14 protein-coding genes are annotated in these 17,623 nt (G+C 69.4%); 4 read left to right on the top strand and 10 right to left on the bottom strand.

Translation table 11 applies throughout. The annotated features are described in order from the left end of the window. Position 1: 1 nt before the first annotated feature. Positions 2-658, top strand: a complete 657-nt coding sequence (locus DVS28_RS03820) for a PIG-L deacetylase family protein (protein ID WP_114590280.1) — start codon at positions 2-4, stop codon at positions 656-658. Beyond that, the gene (locus DVS28_RS03815; protein WP_164709903.1) at positions 655-1,800 is read left to right on the top strand and encodes a glycosyltransferase family 4 protein; all 1,146 of its coding nucleotides are present in this window, start codon (positions 655-657) and stop codon (positions 1,798-1,800) included. The genes DVS28_RS03820 and DVS28_RS03815 overlap by 4 nt, the downstream gene beginning before the upstream one ends. A gap of 1 nt (position 1,801) precedes the next feature. Here the strand turns inward: DVS28_RS03815 and DVS28_RS03810 are convergent, their stop codons facing one another. After that, positions 1,802-2,695 carry a glycosyltransferase family 2 protein gene (locus DVS28_RS03810; protein ID WP_114590278.1) on the bottom strand — a complete coding sequence of 298 codons (894 nt, stop codon included), beginning with the start codon at positions 2,693-2,695 and terminating at the stop codon, positions 1,802-1,804. 75 nt (positions 2,696-2,770) lie between these two features. On the opposite strand from DVS28_RS03810, the gene DVS28_RS03805 reads away from it, so the two are divergent. Further along, positions 2,771-4,366 carry a right-handed parallel beta-helix repeat-containing protein gene (locus tag DVS28_RS03805; RefSeq protein WP_114590277.1) on the top strand — a complete coding sequence of 532 codons (1,596 nt, stop codon included), beginning with the start codon at positions 2,771-2,773 and terminating at the stop codon, positions 4,364-4,366. Positions 4,367-4,437: 71 nt separating this feature from the next. Next, positions 4,438-6,963 carry a cell wall-binding repeat-containing protein gene (locus DVS28_RS03800; protein WP_114590276.1) on the top strand — a complete coding sequence of 842 codons (2,526 nt, stop codon included), beginning with the start codon at positions 4,438-4,440 and terminating at the stop codon, positions 6,961-6,963. A gap of 31 nt (positions 6,964-6,994) precedes the next feature. Here DVS28_RS03800 and DVS28_RS03795 read toward each other — a convergent pair whose 3' ends face one another. From DVS28_RS03795 to gmd, 9 genes are all read right to left on the bottom strand, one after another. Continuing rightward, entirely contained in the window at positions 6,995-8,314 is a 1,320-nt protein-coding gene (locus DVS28_RS03795) for an O-antigen ligase family protein (protein WP_114590275.1), read from the bottom strand. 2 nt (positions 8,315-8,316) lie between these two features. Beyond that, on the bottom strand, positions 8,317-9,816 hold the full coding sequence (locus DVS28_RS03790; RefSeq protein WP_114590274.1) for a right-handed parallel beta-helix repeat-containing protein: 1,500 nt from the start codon (positions 9,814-9,816) through the stop codon (positions 8,317-8,319). A 67-nt stretch (positions 9,817-9,883) separates the two neighbouring features. Continuing rightward, complete coding sequence (locus DVS28_RS03785) at positions 9,884-10,951, bottom strand: glycosyltransferase family 2 protein (protein WP_164709902.1); 1,068 nt, start codon at positions 10,949-10,951, stop codon at positions 9,884-9,886. Next, positions 10,948-12,498, bottom strand: a complete 1,551-nt coding sequence (locus tag DVS28_RS03780; RefSeq protein WP_114590273.1) for a lipopolysaccharide biosynthesis protein — start codon at positions 12,496-12,498, stop codon at positions 10,948-10,950. Before DVS28_RS03780 ends, DVS28_RS03785 begins: the two co-directional genes overlap by 4 nt. After that, positions 12,495-13,688 (bottom strand): glycosyltransferase family 4 protein, encoded by a 1,194-nt coding sequence (locus tag DVS28_RS03775; protein WP_114590272.1) that lies wholly within the window; start codon positions 13,686-13,688, stop codon positions 12,495-12,497. The genes DVS28_RS03780 and DVS28_RS03775 overlap by 4 nt, the downstream gene beginning before the upstream one ends. Continuing rightward, positions 13,685-14,758, bottom strand: a complete 1,074-nt coding sequence (locus tag DVS28_RS03770; RefSeq protein ID WP_114590271.1) for a glycosyltransferase — start codon at positions 14,756-14,758, stop codon at positions 13,685-13,687. The genes DVS28_RS03775 and DVS28_RS03770 overlap by 4 nt, the downstream gene beginning before the upstream one ends. Further along, complete coding sequence (locus tag DVS28_RS03765) at positions 14,755-15,546, bottom strand: WecB/TagA/CpsF family glycosyltransferase (protein ID WP_114590270.1); 792 nt, start codon at positions 15,544-15,546, stop codon at positions 14,755-14,757. Before DVS28_RS03765 ends, DVS28_RS03770 begins: the two co-directional genes overlap by 4 nt. Then, positions 15,543-16,523 (bottom strand): GDP-L-fucose synthase family protein, encoded by a 981-nt coding sequence (locus DVS28_RS03760; protein WP_114590269.1) that lies wholly within the window; start codon positions 16,521-16,523, stop codon positions 15,543-15,545. The genes DVS28_RS03765 and DVS28_RS03760 overlap by 4 nt, the downstream gene beginning before the upstream one ends. Then, the gene (gmd, locus tag DVS28_RS03755; RefSeq protein WP_245973578.1) at positions 16,516-17,595 is read right to left on the bottom strand and encodes a GDP-mannose 4,6-dehydratase; all 1,080 of its coding nucleotides are present in this window, start codon (positions 17,593-17,595) and stop codon (positions 16,516-16,518) included. The genes DVS28_RS03760 and gmd overlap by 8 nt, the downstream gene beginning before the upstream one ends. Positions 17,596-17,623 lie beyond the last annotated feature (28 nt).

Genomic DNA, 17,623 nt, shown 5'->3' with positions numbered 1-17,623 from the left:
AGTGCTGACCCATCACCTCCCTGCCCTTCGCCGTCCCGGTGCCCAGCTGCTCGCGATCGGTGCCCACGCCGACGACATCGAGATCGGCGCCGGCGGAACCGTCCTGCAGCTGCTGTCCGTCGCGCCCGCCACCGTGGACGTGCGTTGGGTCGTGCTCAGCGCCACGCCGGCACGTGCGGAGGAGGCCCGCGCGTCGGCCGCCGCGTTCTGCAGCGACGCCCGCTCGGTCACCGTCGACGTGCACGACCTCCCCGACGGGCGCTTCCCCGCCGAGTGGGGCACGCTCAAGGAGACGCTCCAGGCACTCGCGGCCGAGACCGACCCGGACCTCGTCCTCACCACCCGGCCGGGGGACGCCCATCAGGACCACCGGCTGCTGGCGACGATGATGCCGACGGCGTTTCGCGACCACGCCATCTGGGGCTACGAGATCCCCAAGTACGACGGGGACACCACCCAGCCGTCGCTGTACGTGCCGTTGGACGAGGCCATCATGGACCGCAAGATCGCGCTGCTGCACGAGCACTTCCCCTCCCAGGCGGATCGCGACTGGTGGGACGACGACCTGTTCCGCGCCCTCCCGCGACTGCGGGGAGTGGAGAGCCGCAGCCGATGGGCCGAGGCGTTCGTGACGGCGAAGGTGGTCGTGCAGCCGTGAGCCGGCGGCCCCGGATCGCGCTGGTCGTGCCCACCGTCGAGCTCGGCGCCTACTGGAAGCCGGTCCTCGACGACCTGGCCACCCGCTGCGAGGAGGTCCGGTTGTTCACCGCGATGCCGTGGCGTGGCATCCGTGAGGAGGAGGTGCACCCCGCCGGACGGGTCACCGTCGTGGGCGAGAAGCGACGGGTCACCACATCCGGTGACAGCGAGTCCGATTACGGCGGCGGGGTCATGGTGCTCTCCCCGGCGATCACGTCGGCCCTGTGGCGGTTCCGTCCGGACGTGGTCGTCACCAGCGGCTTCTCGCTGTGGACCATGCTGGCGCTGGCCCTGCGCCCCGTCGCACGCTGGCGGGTCGTGCTGCTCTGGGAGGGGTCATCGCCCCGTGTGGACTTCCGGGACGACGCCCGACGCACCATCCAGCGTCGGCGTGTCGCGCTGGCAGCCGATGCGATCGTGACCAACTCTCCCGGCGGCCGCGACTACCTGGTCGACCACGTCGGCATCCCTGCCGGGCGGGTGGAGCAGGTCCCCTACATGGTCCCGGATCCGACGACCCTGGCGGGTGGCACGCCGCCGTCCCCGGAGCCGACGGGGACGGTCACCGTGCTCAGCGTCGGCCGCTGGGAGCCGCGCAAGGGCGTGCTGACCCTGCTCGAGGTCATCGCTGGACTCGAGGAGGACCTGCGCCGCCGGGTGCGGGTGCGGCTGGTCGGCGCCGGTCCGGAGGCCGACGCGATCCAGCGGCTCGTGGCCGACGCGGGCATGGAGGACATGGTCGAGCTCGTCGGCTGGGTCCCCTACGAGGAACTCGGCGCCCAGATGGCGGCGGCGGACCTGCTGGCGTTCATGACCCACGAGGACACCTGGGGCATGGTTGCCCTGGAGGCCATGGCCGTCGGCACGGCCGTCCTCTGCTCCCGATGGGCGGGCGCGCACGGCTTGGTGGACCCCGAGCTGATCGTCGACCCCCACGACGTGGAGGGCACCAGGGAGACCCTGGCCAGGCTCCTGCAGGACCCGGAGCGGATCACGGCGCTCGGTTCGCGTGCCGCCGAGCGGATGGCCGGACACCGCCCGTCGCATGCCGCCGGGCGGCTGTACGACGCGGCACGACGGGCAGCCGGTCCACGGACCTGACTCAGGCGGACGTCCCGACGGCCGTGCGCAGCACCGCGACGGTTCGCCGGACGTAGGGCGAGAGCCAGTAGAGCGGCCATGCCGGCCCGGCCCACCTGGTGGCGAACGTCTGCCACTCGTCGGTGGGCAGGTGCTTGGTCCCGCGCAGCCGTTGGAGGTCACCGGCCACGTCACCCGTGGCGACGAAGCCCGGATTGGAGGGGCATTCGCCCACCACGTCGGGGGTGATCCAGATCGAGAAGCCGGCCAGCCGGGCACGCAGGCCGTAGTCGTAGTCCCCCATCGAATGGGTGTAGGCGCGGGCCAGGGTGCCGAGCCGGGACACCACGGCCCGGGGGACGAGCACGGCGTTGCCGTTCATCGTGTCTGCCTGCTGGGGGCGGCCGTTCGGCTCGATCAGGTCGAAGCGAAGCCGCCTGACCGGATGCTGGGCGACCCCGCTGTAGTTGACCGTCCGTGTGTCGGGGTCGACGGTGGCGCCAGCCACGATGACCTCCGCGTCGGCCACCTCGTCCCCGCCGACCGATCGCAGGGTGTCGAGCAGGTCCCCCAGGGCGGACGGGTACAGGATCGTGTCGTCGTTGAGCCACAGGGTGACGTCGGGGTCCCGTGACAGCGCGTCGGCCCACGCCATCCGCATGCCGCCGTTCCAGAAACGCTGGCCGTCGCCCCGAAGGACCCGGACCTCGGGAAAGCGTTCGGCGACGATCTCGCCCGTGCCGTCGGTGCTGCCGTCGTCGACGAGGACGACGTCGAGCTCGACCCCCGGGAGGTCGGCGGCCAGCAGGTCCTGGGCGAACAGAGCGTCGAGGCACCGGACGGTCAGGTCGGCGCGGTTGAACACGGTCAGGATCACGGCGACTCGCGACGGCGAGGACGCAACGGTGTCGGGCATTCGCACACCGTAGCGGCAGGACCCGGCCCACTACTTTGTGTTAAAGGCCTCACAGAGTGTGTCGTTACTCTGTGCATGTCCTCCTCTACCAACCGTAACCGCACTTGGGCCGTCGCCCTGCTGACCCTCCTCGTCGTTGCCCTGGCCGCCCCGGCCGCCAGCGCCCAGGAGTACTACAGCCGCCGAGGCACGTCGGCATCCACGGAGGACACCACGGACAACACCTACGCCGAGGGCCTGGCCCCGGTCGCCCCGCCGGCTCGCACCGGTGAGGAGGTCGTGCTCGAGCTGGGCGACGACTTCGCGGCCGTCGTCGCCGCCCACCCGGCCGGCACCCACTTCCGGATCGCTGCCGGTGTCCACCGCGGGCAGAGCGTCACCCCCCGCGACGGCGACACCTTCACCGGTGACGCCGGCGCGGTCCTGGACGGAACCGTCCCGCTGCGGGCCGGCGACTTCTCCCGGTCCGGTGGCGTCTGGGTTGCCGCCGGACAGACCGCGGAGGCCTTCGTCCACAACGGCCGGTTCCACGGATCGACGGAGGACGGTTTCGAGCGTCACGCCGCCAACAACGACCTCTGGAACGGCGACACCCGCCTGAACCACGTCAACTCGCGCGGCGAGGTGGACAGCCCCGACGAGTGGTTCTTCGACTACGAGCGCGACGAGGTCGTCGTCGGTGTCGACCCGGCCAGCGCGTCCCTGTCCCTGAGCGTCCCGTGGCACGCCTTCCGCAGCGAGGCCACCGGCGTCACCGTGCAGCACGTGACCGTGACCCGGTACGGCTCCCCCGCCCAGCACGGCGCCATCCACGCCCAGGGCCACGGCTGGACGGTGCGCCACACGACCGTCACCGAGAACCACGGCGGCGGCGTCCTGATCGGCCCGTTCGGCACGCTCAGCCACTCGCGGATCACCGCCAACGGACAGATCGGCGTGACCGCCTGGTACGGCGAGGGGATCGTCGTGGACTCCAACGAGATCGCCCACAACCGCACCCTGCAGTACCGCCTGGGCTGGGAGGCCGGTGGCACCAAGTTCAAGGAGACGACCGGCATGGTGTTCTCCAACAACTGGGTCCACCACAACGACGGCACGGGAATCTGGTTCGACATCGACAACCGTGACTCCGTCATCCGCTCCAACCTGGCCGAGGACAACCTGATCGGCGTCAACATCGAGATCAGCTACGGCGCCGAGATCAGCGACAACACGATCCGCGACAACGGTGCGGAGGGCTACGGCGACATCGGGGCCGGCATCTGGGTCTCCAACTCCTCCAACGTGGAGATCCACCACAACGAGATCGCCGACAACCGGCTCGACATCCTCGCGACGCACTACGAGCGCGGTGCCGGCGCCCACGGCCGCTATGAGACCCACGGACTCGACGTCCACCACAACCACATCCGCATCACCGGCGAGAAGCCGACGGGCCTGCGGGTCTACACCGGTGAGGACCACTTCTACACCGAGCGTGGCAACACCTTCCGGGACAACACCTACGACCTGTCCGAGGCCGGCACCACCTTCTGGTGGCAGGGCGACCGCAGCTGGGACCAGTGGCAGGCCCTCGGCTTCGACGTCAACGGCTCCTTCGCCGCCGCCGGCAACGGCAGCACCGGCGTCCGCACCCCCTACGCGCCCGTAGGATACGGCCACGCGGCCTGAGCCGAGTACAGGGCCAGCCTGTACCGCCGACACGCTGGATTCGCAACCGCGGCGGTTACTGTTCAGCGTCGATGATCGCAGATGTCTCCGCCCCGCGGCTGCGCCGCACAGTCCTGTCCACCCTTCTCCTGATCGCAGTCCTGGCGGTCGTTCCGGTTGCGCCCGTTGCGGCGCAGGATCCCGGCTGGGCCGTCGAACGATTCGAGGGGACGACCGGAGAAGAGGTCAGCACCACGGTCGCCCGTCGGGTCTGGCCCGACACCGACACGGTGGTCCTGGCCCGGACCGATGAGTTCGCCGACGCGCTGTCCGCAGCGCCCATCACCGCCCTGCTCGACGCGCCGCTGCTGCTGACGGATCGCGATGCCATGCCGCGGCTGGTGTGGGAGCAGATCGAGCACTTCGCCCCCCGCCGCGCGGTCCTGATGGGCGGTACCGCGGCCATCAGCGAGGACGTGGTCGCCGAGCTGCGCCGCTGGGGTGTCCAGACGATCGAGCGAATCGCCGGTCCGAACCGCTTCGCCACCGCAGCGGCCGCGATGGACTTCGTGCGCGCCAACGGTGGGGACGGGGATCCCTTCCTGGTCCGCGGCGAGGGTGCTGGCCACATCGGCGGCTGGGAGGACGCGGTTGCGGTCTCGCAGCACGCTGCATCCCTCGGCGCCCCGGTGCTGCTGTCCCGCGTGACCGACCTGCCCGACGAGTCGGCAGCCGCGCTGGCAGCCGACGGGGCCGACACCGTGACGATCATCGGCGGCGAGGCGGCCGTCAACCAGGACGTCTCCGACCAGCTCTGGGCCCTCGTGGACCGGGTCGACCGCCTCGACGGCGTGTCCCGGTACCACACCTCCATCGCCGTGGCGGACGCCGCGGTCGCAGCCGGGGGCGTCACCGACAACCTGTGGCTGGTCAACGGCGAGAACTGGCAGGACGCCCTCGTGGCCGGTACCGCCGCCGCCATCACCGACGGTGTGCTGCTCTACGTCAACCCGCACGTCTGGGAGACCTCCATCGGGCGGGACTGGGTCCTGGCGGCCCTGCCCGGAGCCGATCGAGTCAACATCGTCGGTCACCGCGACGGGCTGCCGACGACCATCGACTTCGAGCTCGTCGACCGCGCCATGCCCCGCCCGGCCTGGACCCCGCCGGCCGGCGTTCGCATCTCCCCCGGCGACAACGCCCAGGCCGTGGTCGACGCCCACCCGGAGGGCACCACGTTCGTCTTCACCGCCGGCGAGCACCAGCTGGTCCAGGTCGTGCCCCGCGATGGCGACCGCTTCACCGGTGAGGAGGGTGCGGTCCTGAAGGGCAGCATCAGCCTTGCCCCCAACGTCGCCCAGGCCTTCCAGGACGAGGCCGGCCGGTGGGTCATCCCCGGTGTGACGTTCGACCCGCCGCCGCCCCCCAGCACCCACGTCGAGGACTCCGACGCCGGCATGGAGTCCGGCCGTGAGGGCGAGGCCATCCAGACCGACCTCTTCGCCGGCCGTCACCGCCTGACCCACACCGGGACCGTCGAGACGCTGACCCGCGTCGGCCAGTGGCACTTCGACGTCGCCGGTGACCGCATCCTGCTCCTGCAGGACCCCGCCACCCTGGGTGCGATCGAGCTGTCGGTGGCGCCCTGGGCATTCCAGTCCGCTGCGGAGGACGTCGAGATCGACCACCTGACGGTGAACCGGTACGCCTCGCAGTCCAAGGCCGGCGCGATCGACGCCCACAACGGCCTGCGTTGGTTCATCCACCACGTGACGGTCGCGCAGTCCAAGTCCGCCGCCGTGCGGACCGGCTCGGGCGCGGTCGTGGCCGACTCACGCCTGGTGCACAACGGGCAGATCGGCATCACCGGTGGCGACCACCGGTACGACGAGACCCAGTCACCCGTCTCCATCCTCCGCAACGAGATCGCCTTCAACGGCGAGGTCGGCTACCGGATGGGGTGGGAAGCCGGCGGCGCCAAGCTGACCAACACCATCGACTCGGTGTTCGAGCAGAACTGGTCCCACCACAACCGCGGCGCGGGCCTGTGGTGCGACCTCGACTGCGCCGACCCCAGCTGGATCTCAAACCTCTCCGAGCACAACTACGCAGCCGGGATCCTCATCGAGGAGACCTCGGGCGCCCTGGCCCACTCCAACATCGTGCGGACCAACGGCGCGCTCGCCTACGGCGACCTCGGCAGCGGCATCTGGGTCGCCAACAGCCCCGGCGTGGAGCTGGCCTGGAACGTCTTCGAGAGCAACCGCCTGCCGATCGTCGCCAACCACAACGGCATCCCCGCCGGCGAGCACGGCAACCTGGAGATCGCCGAGCTGTACGTCCACGACAACGACATCCGCATCGACGCCTACCTGCCCGGCCTTCGCGTCCGGACCAACGAGCCGCAGCGGTACTACCGCGACGACATCGTGTGGGAGGACAACGTCTATCGCCTCCGCGCCGACCACACGGAGCACTTCTGGATGGGACGCAAGGTCACTGTGCCGGAGTGGCAGGACGAGTTCGGACACGACCGCAACGGGCGGTTCCTGGACGTCAACGTCGCGGCCTTCCAGCCCCCGAGTCCGTTCACCACGGTCCCCTACGGCGCATCCTGATCCACTGCTGGGGACCGCTCGGTCCCCAGCATCAGCGCCGCACGATCGCGGGGTTGGGCGCGACGACGTGCATGCCCTTGCCCTCGCGGCGCAGCGGATCGGCCCAGATGGCGATCGCGAGCCCGAGCAGCAGGCCCTGTTCCATGCCCAGGTTGTAGGGAATGGAGTACAGGGCCTGTGACAGCAGGATCACCTGCATGGTCACGGCGTTGAAGTACCCGTCGTCCACGTCGAGCTCGTGGGCGCGAAGCCGTCGTGCTGACTCGATGCCCGCGACCAGGATGAACCCGATCCCGAGCACGCCGATCCGCAGGACCATCTCCAGGTAGAAGTTGTGGGGCGGCACGTCGACATCGAAGCCCGCCGACACCGACCGGTTCCAGCCGGCGCCGTACGGCACCCCGATGCCCCATTCGAGCACGCCCTCGGGGCCGTGGTCGAGCAGGTCCCCCCAGCCCGAGACCCGCCACTCCCAGGTGGTGTCGCTCGCCGCGTCGGCCTCGGTGGCGCTGTCGGAGAGCTCGGAGACGTTCAGGTAGGTCAGGGCGGTCAACCCGACCACGACCATGGCCACACCTGCACCCATGATCACCCCGCGGGACATCTGCTTGCGGTACTCCACCACCATGAACGCGGTGCCGAGCACGAAGACGATCCACACCGAGCGGTGCTGGAGCAGCAGGACCGTGGCCCCGAACCCCGCCACGAGGAGGCGCTCGAGGTCTGTCGCGATGCCCCGGAGGGTTCGGGGCAGGAGGGTCAGGAACGCGATGGTGATGACCAGCGTCCCGTTGCTCGACAGCACCCGAAGGCCACCGAACTCGGTCTCGTACCACGGACCAGTGAAGGGCAGTCCGGCGAACACGATGCCCCATCTGAGGACGGCCAAGGCGGTCAGCGACGCGGCGAGGAACAGCCACCCGCGCATCAACCGGCGTCGCGCCTCGGCACCGACGGGGACGAAGCTGCCAAGCAGCGCACCGGCGATGAAGTACAGCGTCTCGCGGGCCTCGTTGATCGCGCCCGGCAGGCCGTAGACCGCGCCACCGCGCAGCACCGAGAACATCGCCAGGCCCAGGGCACCGATCAGGAGGAGCTGGGGAACCTGTACCGCGATGCCGCGCAGGACCCAACCCCCCACGACCAGCAGGGCCACGGCCAGGAGGATGTCCTCGCCGTTGATCGCCAGTCCGGCCGCCGAGATCGACGGGAGGGGATCGCTGACCTCGCGGGCCAGGGCGATGGCACACACGAACAACCACGGCGTGTCCTGACGCTCCAGCGTCAGATCCATCACGAGCAGTCCGAGCAAGCCGAATCCGCCGAGGATTGCCAGTAGTTCGATTCCCATTCCTAGGGTCCTCCGTCACGGATCTCGGGGTTCACGCCGAGGTCGTTGCCAAGCTCCTGCCACGTCGCGAGGTCCACCGGCTCCTCCCACAGGAAGCAGCGTTCGCAGCCGTCCAGCACGTAGGTGTTGTCCTCGAAGCGGTTGCCCCGGTCGGTGTAGTACTCGTCCTCGTCCGTGTCGACGTAGAGCCCGACGGAACCGTCGTTGTCGATGGTGACACGGTTCCGGCGAACCACGACATCGCGCACCCCGTACTCCTCCCCGATCTCCTCACGACGATCGGCGTGGACCAGGACGATCTCCTGGTTGTTCCCCGCAGTGATGTTGCCCTCGATGAGGACGTCGAAGGAGATGGAGACGAAGATCCCCGCACCCAGCGTGCCGATCCCCTCCGCGTGGCCGTTCCCGAGGACCTCGTTGTCCCGGATCGTCGCGTCGGAGGAGATCTCGTAGAAGATGCCCATCACGTCGTTGTCCTCGACGCGGTTGCCGTCGACGAGCGCCGCGGTGTTGCCCAGGTCGTACCAGATGCCCGGACCGTGGTTGTCGTGGACGTGGTTGCCTTCCAGGCGGGTGTCGGCGGTGTCCTTGAACTTCAGGCCCCCTGCCTCCCACGCCCACAGGTAGCCCAGCTGCCCGTTGCGGGCGATCTCGGTGTTGCGGACCACCACACCCCGGGCGCCGTCGGCGCCGACGCCGAGCTGGCCGTTGTCCACCACGATGCTGTCCTCGAGCACGGTGTCGTCGCCCACGACGATGCCCGTCCCATGACTTTCCTCGACCGCGACGTCGCTGATGGTCCATCGGGGGCCACCAGCGTGGATGACCCCGTGCTGGGCCGGTGTGGCGAAGCGCCGGAGGGTCACGTTGCTGATCGACACGTCCTCGGCGTCGGTGGGCCGCACGAAGTCGGGTTGCACGGCCAGCTCCATGGGCGTCGACTCGTCCGGCCTGGCGCCCAGCCACAGCTGATCGGACCCGTAGTCGAAGTACCACTCCCCCGCCTGGTCCAGGTCGTCGAGGGTTTCCACGTGCTGCAGCCGCACGTCGTCCACCCACAGATCGTGGTTGGCGGCATCACGGGCGCGACCGTCCTCCATCGCCCCGTGGAGCTGGCCGTTGTCGGCCCGGAAGGGTTCCTCGTGGCGATCCTCCATCACCCAAAGGCCCCCCTGAGGCCGGAACGCCGCCGGATCGAGCACGGTCGCGCCGCTGACGACTGCGCCGTCCTCACCGACGAAGACGTCACCGTCCCTCGGGGCGACGAACTGTCGTCGGTGCACGCCTGTGGCGATCACGAAGGTGGACCCCACAGGGCTGTTCGCGACGACCCGGTCGAACCGGTCACCGACCTCGAGTCGAACGGTCGTCGGGCCGCCCGTGGTCGCCCGGTCTGCAGGACCGGTGGCGGTACAGGCCGACAGCATCACCAGCACGACAACGACGACGAACCTCCACCGATGGCGGCGGGGGCCACGGGCGGGGCAGAGCACGGCGAACACCGGCCGCCAGCGTATCGCGCCCACGAGCCTCCCCCGGTGGGGCGAGAGCCGCACTCGTGAGGAGGACTCAGCGGTCGAGGGAGACCGTCGGCCGGCCCATCCGGGCACCGATGTCGGCGGCAGCACGGCCCGGAACTCGGGAGCCCAGGACCTCGTCGAGCACCAGGTACAACAACCGGACGGCGCTCCGCGGCATCTCCGACAGGAGCGGGACGCCGGGAAGCTCGAGGGTGTTCCCCAGGCCGCGGCTCCGCAGGGCGGCCTCGGCGTTGAGCAGCGCCAGGCTGAGGAGACCGTCGGTCAACGGCCCGCCGATGCCCACGCGCGTGAACACCCGGATTCGCGGGACCTCGCGCCGGACTTCCCGGATCAACGCCTGCCTGACCTCCGGCACGAGGATGTCGGTGTGCCGGGCGAGGGACATGAGCCAGATCAGCGTCCGTTCGACGCGGAAGGCTCGCTCCGACTCCTTGTCGGCGAGCATGTTCCCCTCGTAGACACGGAACTCACCCAGGTAGGCCTCGACGAACCGTGCGGTCCCCTGCCCGAGCATGCGCAGCCACAGGTCGAAGTCGCCCTGCAGCCGGAAGGTCCGATCGAACCCGCCGACCATCAGGACCGTCTCGCGTCGCATCAGGGTGTGGGAGAACTCGAACGGGCACCCGTCGCGCAGCGCGAGGTTGATCATTCGCTCGCCCTGGACGGTGTCGGGGAACTCGATGCCCATACGGGTGATTCGTCCGTAGTGCCCTGCCTCCACACGAGCAGCATCGTCGCCCACGAACCCGACCCGGCCCGTGATCAGCACGGCCGTCGGGTCGTGCATCGCCTCGACCACACCGGCCAGGTAGTCGGGATGGATGGCGTCGTCGTCAGCGACGACATGGACCCATTCACCGCTCGCACGCGCGACGAGTCCGTTGAAGTTGCCGTAGGCCCCGAGGTCCCCGTCGTTGCGATGGTAGGCCACGTTCGGGAACCGCTCGGCCACGGCCGCGGTCTCGTCGTTGGTGGAGTTGTCCCCGACCAGGATCTCGACATCGACGACGTCGTCCGGGAGCGCGGTCAGGGTCGTGAGCAGCTCCTCGACCATCGCGGGACGGTTGCGGGTGGGAACACAGATGCTCAGCTTCATGGGCGCGCAGCGCTCTCCGGCTGTCCCGTGCGCAGCACGCGCAGCAGGCGGCCCCCCGGCCCGCCAGCCCCGATACCCGCCCATTCCAGCCGCTGGACGAAGACGTCTCGCGTACCCCGCAGGGGCCCGTAGAACGCGCTCGCGGTCAACGCGACGGCCCCGACCAGGACCTGGCCGGCCAGCACGACAGGGACGACGATGCCCAACGAATGGGCCAAGCTGGTCCATCCCCATATGGCGGCGGCAACCACCGCAGACGCGGCCAGGCCCCCCAGGAGCGCAACGGGTTGATCGGCGTGCCCGAGCGGCAGTATCCGGTGCATGAGCGCAAGATACGCGACAAACCGGAGCACACGGACGACGAGCATCGCCAGGACCATGGCCAGAAGACCGTGGGTACCGGTCAGCCCGAAGCCCGCCGCCAGCAACAGGAGGGTGACCACCTGGATGGCGAGCTTGGCACCCAGGGTTCCCAGGGCCTCACAGACGACGCCCCCGTAGTGGCTCAGCATGAGCACGACCGGCTGGAACGCCAGCAGCGGCAACACCGCGGCAGCCGGCCCCCACTGGTCGCCCAGCAGGACCAGCACGATCTCGTCGGAGGCCACGGCCAGCCCCGCTGCACACGGCAGCAGGAGGCCAGCCGTCACCTGCAGGGCAGTCAGGTACGCCCCTGCCATGCGTTGACGATCCTCCTTGACACGTGCCATCGCGGGGAACAGCACGTCGGAGAGGGCCTGGGAGATGTTGACGAAGGGCAGCTCGACGATGCGGTTGCCCTGGTTGAACTGACCCAGCTGCGCCTGGCCGAGCGCGCGACTGATCGCGGTCGGGGGAAGGGCGAGGGTCAGGTACTCCACAACGGAGATCACCGAGACCTGGGAGCCGAAGGCATACAGGGACCGAACCCTGCTCCAGGCCAGCATGGGACGCATCGGGTGACGCGCCACCAGCAGGCACCCGATGGTGAAGACCGCCGCCTTGGTCACTGCCGCGGCGACCAACGACCAGACCCCGGCCCCCGCGAGGCCGGCGCCGATGCCCACGAAGAGGTACCCGACGACGAAGGCACCGAGCTCCAGCAACGCCACTTGCTTGAAGCGCATGGAGCGGAGGAGCATCGCCTCGGCAGTGAGGCCCAGCGTGATGAAGATCAGCACCGTCGCCATCACCCGGGTCACCGACGTGACCGCCGGATCATCGAAGAGCAGCCCCACCGCCGGTGCGGCCAGCACGAGGACTCCCGTGAGCACGACGCCCAACCCCACGCTGGCGGTGAACGCCGCTCGCACCTGCTCGGTCGACAGCTCGTCGGCCTGCACCAGTGCCCGGCCGATGCCGAGCTCGGCCAGGATCTGGCCGGCCAGCAGGACCACCTGGGCGCTTGCCATGATGCCGAACAGCTCGGGCGTCAGGAGCCTGGCCATCACCGAGGTGTAGGCGATCTGCGCCACCAGGCCCAGGACACGGCCACCGACACTCCAGGAGAAGCCTCCCAGGGTTCGACGCGTCAGGTTCGGCTCGGCGGCGTCCCCGGTGTCGGTCATCGCACCCAGCGCCCAGCCATGGCATCGCGGTAGGCCCGAACGTACAGCTCGGCGAGACGACTGACGTCGAACTCCTCGGTGACCCGTTGCAGCCCGACGGTGGAGCACTCGGCGTACCGAGACCGGTTGCCGAGCAGCGTCAGGATGCCGGCCACGATCGACTCGGGGTTGTCGACGTCGACCAGCTCACCAGCAGCACCCCCGTCGAGGATGAACGGCACGCCGCCGGCCCTGGTCCCGCCGACGACCGGCAACCCCCGGCTCATCGCCTCGATCACGACGATGCCGAACGGCTCCTCTCGCGCGGGATGGACCAGGAGGTCCGCCCCGTCCATGGCCGCAACCACCTCGCTGCGGGACTGCTCTCCGAGGAACTGCACCCCGACGTGCAGTCCTCGTTCGGTTGCCCATCGGGCTGCCTCGTCCCCGGGGCCGTGCTCGTTGCCGATCATGAGCAGCTCGGCAGCCGGATGACGGCGACGGATGATGGCGAAGGCCTGCAGCAGGGCCCCGGTGTTCTTGCGTCCGGAGAACTCGTTGGTCACGCTCAGGAGCACCGGGGGGTCCTTCGGTGCCTCCCGAGGCCGGTCGACGGCCATGTCCTGGATCTGCAGCCCGTTCGGGATGTGCCGGACGTTGCGGAAGCCCAGGCGCCCGAGGCGACGGAGCACCGACGGCGACGGCGTCGTCAGGTGTGGCCGGCGACCCAGGACGACGGCGTTCATCCCGAGCTTGACCAGCCAGTAGGGGATGAAGTTGTACCGGAGGACCTGGGGCGTCCAGTCACGAACCGTCACGACGTAGGGGACGGTGGCGTGATGGGCGGTCAACGCGTACTCGTAGGTCCACTGCGCATGCACCACGTCGACGTCGAGTCCGTCGAGCTCGGCCCTGAGCGCCTTGCGCTCCGGCCCGTAGGCGTCGCGGCCTCGGTGCTCCTCACGCATCGGCAGGAGCCGCAGGTCGAGGTGCGTCCCACGTGCCCTGACGGGCGCCGCCGCTTCGGGGGACAACGAGATCGCGGTGACGTGATGGCCTGCCGCCGCCAGGGCGGCGATGAGGTCGGTCGGGCCGGGACCGCCGATGCCCGCGGGCAGGTCGGCAGGCGGGTCGTCCAGGAGGTGCGTCAGCGGGCCGGTGCTGAGTGGGGTCAACATCCCGATGCGCAGCGGCTGGTCCCCCGGCGTCATGCCGCCACCGATCGGTACCGGGCAGCCAGCGCGGGAACCCGCTCGTGGGGGCTGAACGACTTCAGCATGATGTCAGTGGTTCCTTGGGGTGGCCGCGTCCGGATCGCCTCGATCGCGTCCACCAGTGTGTCGACGTCGGTTCCGCACCACACGGCCGGCACGTCCATGCCCTTGAGGTTGCGGAGGCCGTCGACGTCGCTGAGGACCGCGGGCAGACCAGCCGCGAGGGCTTCGATGGCGCTGATCCCCTGCCCCTCGTACAGGGAGTTCATCACGAACGCGTCGGCAGCATGGAGCGACGGCAGCGGATCGCGCTGGCCGAGGAACTGGATCCGATCCGATACACCCAGCTGCTGGGCGAGCTCCTGCTCCTGCGCGAGCAGGCTGCCCGCGCCAACGTGCAGCCAGACCACGTCGCGGGGCAGGCGCGCCAGCGCCCGCACCACGACATCGTGGTTCTTGAAGTCGTGGCAGTTGGCAACGCTGGCGAGGACGAAGGCGTCCTCGTCCAGGCCCAGCGCCTGCCGAGCCGCCGCTCGTTGGCTGTCGGAGGGCGGACGGTATCGATCGATGTCTGCCCAGTTCAGGAAGACCTCCGCCTCGATCCCGTAGCGGGTTCGCTCGTTGTCCACGACGTCCTGGGACACCCCCAGGAACGGCACACCGAGCGCACGGGCGATCCGACGCTGGACCGTCCGTTCGAGCCGCAACGCGCCGTCGAAGTCGAAGACGTTGTGGACGTGCTGGACCACCCTGGCCCCTGCCCACATCGACAGGAGGGCGATGTGGAAGTTGGCCCGCTCGACGTGGATGTGCACCACGTCGTAGCCCTCGCTCCTCACCAGGCGGGGAAAGCTGCGGAGGAACCGACGCATGTCGTCCAGGGGCAGGTGCCCCGTCCGGTAGCCCGCCTCGCGGAGCTGGACCGCGTACGGGCCGAGCTCGTCTCCGGTGGCCAGCACATCGCAGCTGATGTCCTCTGCGTCCCACATCGACCCAGCCACACGAAGGCAGGTCTCCGCCCCGGATGGACGCAGGACATCGAGGACGTGCAGCACCTTCAGGCTCATCCGGCGGCTCCGGGGCCCACGGTACGGGTGCCGATGCGGTCGAGCAGCAGCTCCCGCCCCAGCAGCAGGAGGAAGAGGGGGTTGTTGACCATGTACCTGGAGGTCAGGCGTCGTGGCTCCTGCGCCCAGCGGTAGGCCCACTCGAGGCCCCGATCCTGGATCCAGTCAGGGGCCTGCGACACGGTGCCCGCGTGCATGTCGAAGGCCGCACCGACCGCGAGCAAGGACATGCCCGGCAGTCGATCGGCAACCCGGTGGACGAAGAGCTCCTGCTTGGGCATCCCCAACCCGACCCACACGTGGGTCGCCCCGGATCGGCGAATCTCCTCCAGCCGTTCCGCCTCCTCGTCGGCGGTGAGGGTCCGGTACGGCGGGCTGTGCGACCCCACGATCTCGATCCCCGGTGCCATGGCCTCGACCCGGGACAGCAACGCCTCGAGCGTCTCGGGGGCCGCGCCGTAGAAGTAGTGCCGCCATCCACGGTCGACCGAGTGGGGAAGGGCCATCTCCATGAGGTCCGGCCCGTAGACCCGCTGCTGTTCGGGGACACCGAGGCGCCGAAGCGCCCAGACCAGCGGCATGCCGTCGGTCGTGGTGACGTCGATGTCGGCGAGTGCCCGGCGCAGCTCTGGGTCCTTGCGGGCCGTCATCACGGAGTGCACGTTGCAGAACGCCAGCGTCCGCGCGCGATCACCCGTCGGCGGGACGTCGAGGAGGTCCAGGACCTCGGCGTAGGACGTCGCCGACAGCGGCACACCCAGCAGGCCCACCCTGTGGGGCAGCGTCATCCTCGCTCCTGGGCGTGGACTCGGTCCCGGTTGGACCGCCACCACGCGATGGTCTCCCCGAGCCCTTCCTCGAAACCGATGGCCGACTCGAACCCGAATCGCTCCTTGGCCCGTTCGGTGTCCAGCTTCCGTCGGGGTTGGCCGTCCGGCTTGCTGCTGTCCCAGCGGATCTCGCCCTGGAAACCCGTGAGCCGGGCGATCAGCTCGACCAGGTCCTTGATCGTGATCTCGTGGGCGCTGCCGAGGTTGACCGGGTCGGTGTCCCCGTAGCCGACCGTGCCCATGAGGATGCCGCGTGCCGCGTCCGCCACGTGCAGGAACTCACGGCTTGCCGCACCGGTCCCCCAGACCTCGACGACATCAGCGGCGGCACCGTCGACCCCGTCGACGGCTGCCGTGAACTTCCTGATCAACGCCGGGATGACATGGGAGGAGTGCAGGTCGAAGTTGTCCCCCGGGCCGTACAGGTTGACCGGCAGGAGGTAGATCCCGTTGAACCCGTACTGCTGGCGGTAGGCCTCCAGCATGACCAGGAGCGACTTCTTCGCCACGCCGTAGGGCGCGTTGGTCTCCTCGGGGTAGCCGTCCCAGATCGTCTCCTCGCGGAAGGGGATCGGCGTGAACTTCGGGTAGGCACACACGGTCCCGATCTGCACGAACTTCTCCACGCCCACGACGCGAGCGGCCTCGATGAGGTGGATCCCCATCGTGGCGTTGGCGTAGAAGTACCGGCCGGGGTTGTCGCGGTTGGCGCCGATACCACCGACCTCCGCCGCGAGGTGGATGACGATGTCCGGCCGCAGGTCGGCGAGGTACTCCTCGGTGTCGGCCTGCCGGGTCAGGTCGACCTGTGCGCTCCGCAGCACCACGGGTTCCGCCCCCTGGTCCTCGAGCCGCGAGCAGACCTCGCGCCCGAGGAATCCGGCCCCACCGGTGACCAGGACACGCTTGCCGGACAGGACGGTCCGGTCACTCACGGTGGGTGCCCGCCTGCCACTCCACGGTTGCCAGGCCGGCGTCGACCAGTGCGCGCTCGCGCTTGGCCAGCTCCATGTCGGAGGCGACCATCATCTCCACCAGCTCGTCGAAGGACGTGCGCGGCTTCCAGCCGAGTCGTTCCTCCGCCTTGGTGGCGTCGCCAAGCAGCTCCTCGACCTCGGCAGGCCGCATGTACCGCTCGTCGATCCCGGTGTAGCGCTCCCAGTCCAGGTCGAGCAGCGCGAACGTCCGCTCGGCGAACTCCCGGACCGAGTACATCTCCCCGGTCGCGACCACGTAGTCGTCACCCGTGTCCTGCTGCAGCATCAGCCACATCGCCTCGACGTAGTCACCGGCGAAACCCCAGTCTCGCTGCGCGTCGAGGTTGCCCAGGTACAGCTTCTCCTGCAGGCCGAGCTTGATGCGCGTCGCCGCCCGCGTGATCTTCCGCGTCACGAACGTCTCGCCACGACGAGGCGACTCGTGGTTGAACAGGATGCCGTTGCTGCAGTGCATCCCGTAGGCCTCCCGGTAGTTGACGACCTGCCAGTAGGAGTAGACCTTGGCCGCGCCGTACGGGCTGCGAGGGTGGAACGGCGTGCGTTCGGACTGGGGAACCTCCCTGACCTGTCCGAACATCTCCGAGGACGACGCCTGGTAGAACCGCGGCGGAGTCGCCATCTGACGACATGCCTCGAGCAACCGCAGCGTGCCGAGCGCGTCGACGTCAACGGTGTAGATCGGGTTCTTGAACGACACCCCGACGTGGGACTGCGCACCCAGGTTGTAGACCTCCGTCGGCTGCACCTCCTGCACCATGCGCGACAACGAGTTCCCGTCGGAGAGATCGCCGAAGTGCAGGAACATCCGCGCCGAGTCCAGGTGGGGGTCCAGGTACATGTGGTCGATGCGTTCGGTACCGAACGTCGACGCACGTCGAACCAGACCATGCACCTCGTACCCCTTGCTCAGCAGGAGTTCGGCGAGATAGGACCCGTCCTGGCCGGTGATTCCCGTCACCAGTGCTCGGGGTGTCTGCGTCACGGCAACACTTTCCTTCATCAGGGACATGGACTCCGGAATCCTACGCCACGGGTCC

The organism is Euzebya pacifica (assembly GCF_003344865.1).
Taxonomy (GTDB): Bacteria; Actinomycetota; Nitriliruptoria; order Euzebyales; family Euzebyaceae; genus Euzebya; species Euzebya pacifica.
Note: the sequence above shows the minus strand (reverse complement) of the source record. Positions and strands in the feature narration are given on the sequence as shown.

Coding starts and splice junctions, on each gene's coding strand:
- DVS28_RS03765 (WP_114590270.1), bottom strand. CDS start 15,546: ATGACGCTGCCCCACAGGGTGGGCCTGCTGGGTGTGCCGCTGTCGGCG.
- DVS28_RS03795 (WP_114590275.1), bottom strand. CDS start 8,314: ATGGGAATCGAACTACTGGCAATCCTCGGCGGATTCGGCTTGCTCGGA.
- DVS28_RS03770 (WP_114590271.1), bottom strand. CDS start 14,758: ATGAGCCTGAAGGTGCTGCACGTCCTCGATGTCCTGCGTCCATCCGGG.
- DVS28_RS03805 (WP_114590277.1), top strand. CDS start 2,771: ATGTCCTCCTCTACCAACCGTAACCGCACTTGGGCCGTCGCCCTGCTG.
- DVS28_RS03785 (WP_164709902.1), bottom strand. CDS start 10,951: ATGAAGCTGAGCATCTGTGTTCCCACCCGCAACCGTCCCGCGATGGTC.
- DVS28_RS03800 (WP_114590276.1), top strand. CDS start 4,438: ATGATCGCAGATGTCTCCGCCCCGCGGCTGCGCCGCACAGTCCTGTCC.
- DVS28_RS03780 (WP_114590273.1), bottom strand. CDS start 12,498: ATGACCGACACCGGGGACGCCGCCGAGCCGAACCTGACGCGTCGAACC.
- DVS28_RS03810 (WP_114590278.1), bottom strand. CDS start 2,695: ATGCCCGACACCGTTGCGTCCTCGCCGTCGCGAGTCGCCGTGATCCTG.
- DVS28_RS03775 (WP_114590272.1), bottom strand. CDS start 13,688: ATGACGCCGGGGGACCAGCCGCTGCGCATCGGGATGTTGACCCCACTC.
- gmd (WP_245973578.1), bottom strand. CDS start 17,595: ATGTCCCTGATGAAGGAAAGTGTTGCCGTGACGCAGACACCCCGAGCA.